We start from the raw sequence: 1,849 nt of genomic DNA on the forward strand, positions 1-1,849 counted from the left end.
AACGGGGAGCATTCCTGTAATTAAAGAATTTGGAGTTTGATAGAAAAAGAGCCCTCTTGGTATGATACGAGGTGTCCAAAGCTTTGCGCGCAAAAGGACCCTTAATTGATAACCAAGGAGGACTCACTAATGAATTATAACCAAAATAACAAAATAGCTCAAATCACAGCTGAAACTCTAATCGTAGGTGTTGATATTGCGAAGTTTAACCACGTCGCAAGAGCACAGGACTTCAGAGGAATGGATCTAGGAAAATCTATTACTTTTGAAAATACGCAATCAGGGTTTGATGGCTTAATAGGTTGGATCAATCAACTTCAAGCTGCTAATCAAATGAACAAGGTTATCGTTGGTATGGAGCCGACAGGGCATTACTGGCTTAACCTTGCACATTACTTAAAAGAATTAAATATCAAGTGTGTTGTGGTCAATCCGTTACACACGAAGAAAAGTAAAGAATTAGACGATAATTCACCAACCAAGAATGACGTAAAAGATGCCAAAGTCATAGCACAACTGGTCAAAGATGGTCGCTACGCTGAACCAATTATCCCTGAAGGTGTTTATGCGGAACTCCGAGGGGCCATGAAAATACGCGAACTACTATCAACGGACCTCCGGTCTGTGCAAGGCAAGGTACACAATTGGCTAGACCGTTATTTTCCTGAGTTTTTTACCGCATTTAAAGACTGGGAAGGAAAGGCTGCACTTCGTACTTTAAAGCTTGATCTTCTGCCAGATGAGCTACTGAAATTATCTGATGATGAAATTTTACAACACCTTAAAAAGGGCGCCCAAAGAGGTGTTGGTTTAAGTAGAGTGAAGAGATTAAAAGAGGCAGCTAGTCGTTCAGTCGGCATTAAACAAGGGAATAACATGGCTAAATTAGAGCTTAAAACCTTATTGGCTCAATATGATTTACTCAAAGAAAAGTTCGAGGAACTAGATGCTCATTTAGATGAATTACTTAAACAAGTTCCTGGTGTGCAGAACATGGTGGCAATCACAGGAATAGGGAAAGATACTGTCGCTGCGTTTCTAGCTGAAGTAGGCGATCTAAGAAACTATTCTCACCCAAAACAAATTATTAAACTAGCTGGACTAAACTTACGGGAAAATACATCAGGACTTCATAAAGGACGCACCACCATTACAAAACGAGGAAGAAAGAAGCTAAGAGCTCTCCTCTTTAGAGTTGTAATGCCTTTAGTCGCGAAGAACCAAGCCTTTAAAGCCCTGCATGAGTATTATACTACCCGTCCAGACAATCCGTTAAAAAAGATGCCGTCTTTAATTGCCATATGCAATAAACTAATACGAATCTTATTTACAATAGGCACAAAACAATGTGAGTTCAGTGAAGAAAAGATGCTTAGTGATATTCCGCATTTTAATAACTTACAAGAAGCTGCATAACTCAATAATTTTGTTTTATTAAAACTCTATTTATCGAAGCTGATTATTAATTAATCTAATATTCTAAGACATTTGAAGCACGGAGAAGTCAGAACATAAACTAAAACTACGGGCAGAGACCCTGGCGGGGAGCATATCTGACCTCCACCCTCATGGCAAGGTTGAACGAAGGAATGTAGGAGCATCGACTCTGGGAGACATGGGAGGGTTAACCCCATGAGAAACGTGGAGATCCATCGTGGCGATCATACGTAAAATCCCCTCTACTTTAAAAAAATACTTAAGTGGAGCTGGTCAACAAGCCCCCTTACATCCATTTTCTTGAAGATAAGCTAAAACTAACCATGTAAATAATGTCTAATGAAAAAGAGTAGCTATGAAATCCTTAGATAAACGGAGTTTTCGTAAGAAAACAAAAAGATTATAGAGGGAG

1 protein-coding gene is annotated in these 1,849 nt (G+C 39.2%); it reads left to right on the top strand.

The window, feature by feature from the left end:
- Positions 1-129: 129 nt before the first annotated feature.
- Complete coding sequence (locus tag BK582_RS26335) at positions 130-1,416, top strand: IS110 family RNA-guided transposase (RefSeq protein ID WP_078592918.1); 1,287 nt, start codon at positions 130-132, stop codon at positions 1,414-1,416.
- The last annotated feature ends 433 nt before the right edge of the window (positions 1,417-1,849 follow it).

Source organism: Evansella clarkii, assembly GCF_002019695.1.
GTDB classification, from domain to species: Bacteria; Bacillota; Bacilli; order Bacillales; family Salisediminibacteriaceae; genus Evansella; species Evansella clarkii.

What these genes read in the sequence shown, in the direction of transcription:
- BK582_RS26335 (WP_078592918.1), top strand. Translation starts at nt 130, where the DNA reads ATGAATTATAACCAAAATAACAAAATAGCTCAAATCACAGCTGAAACT.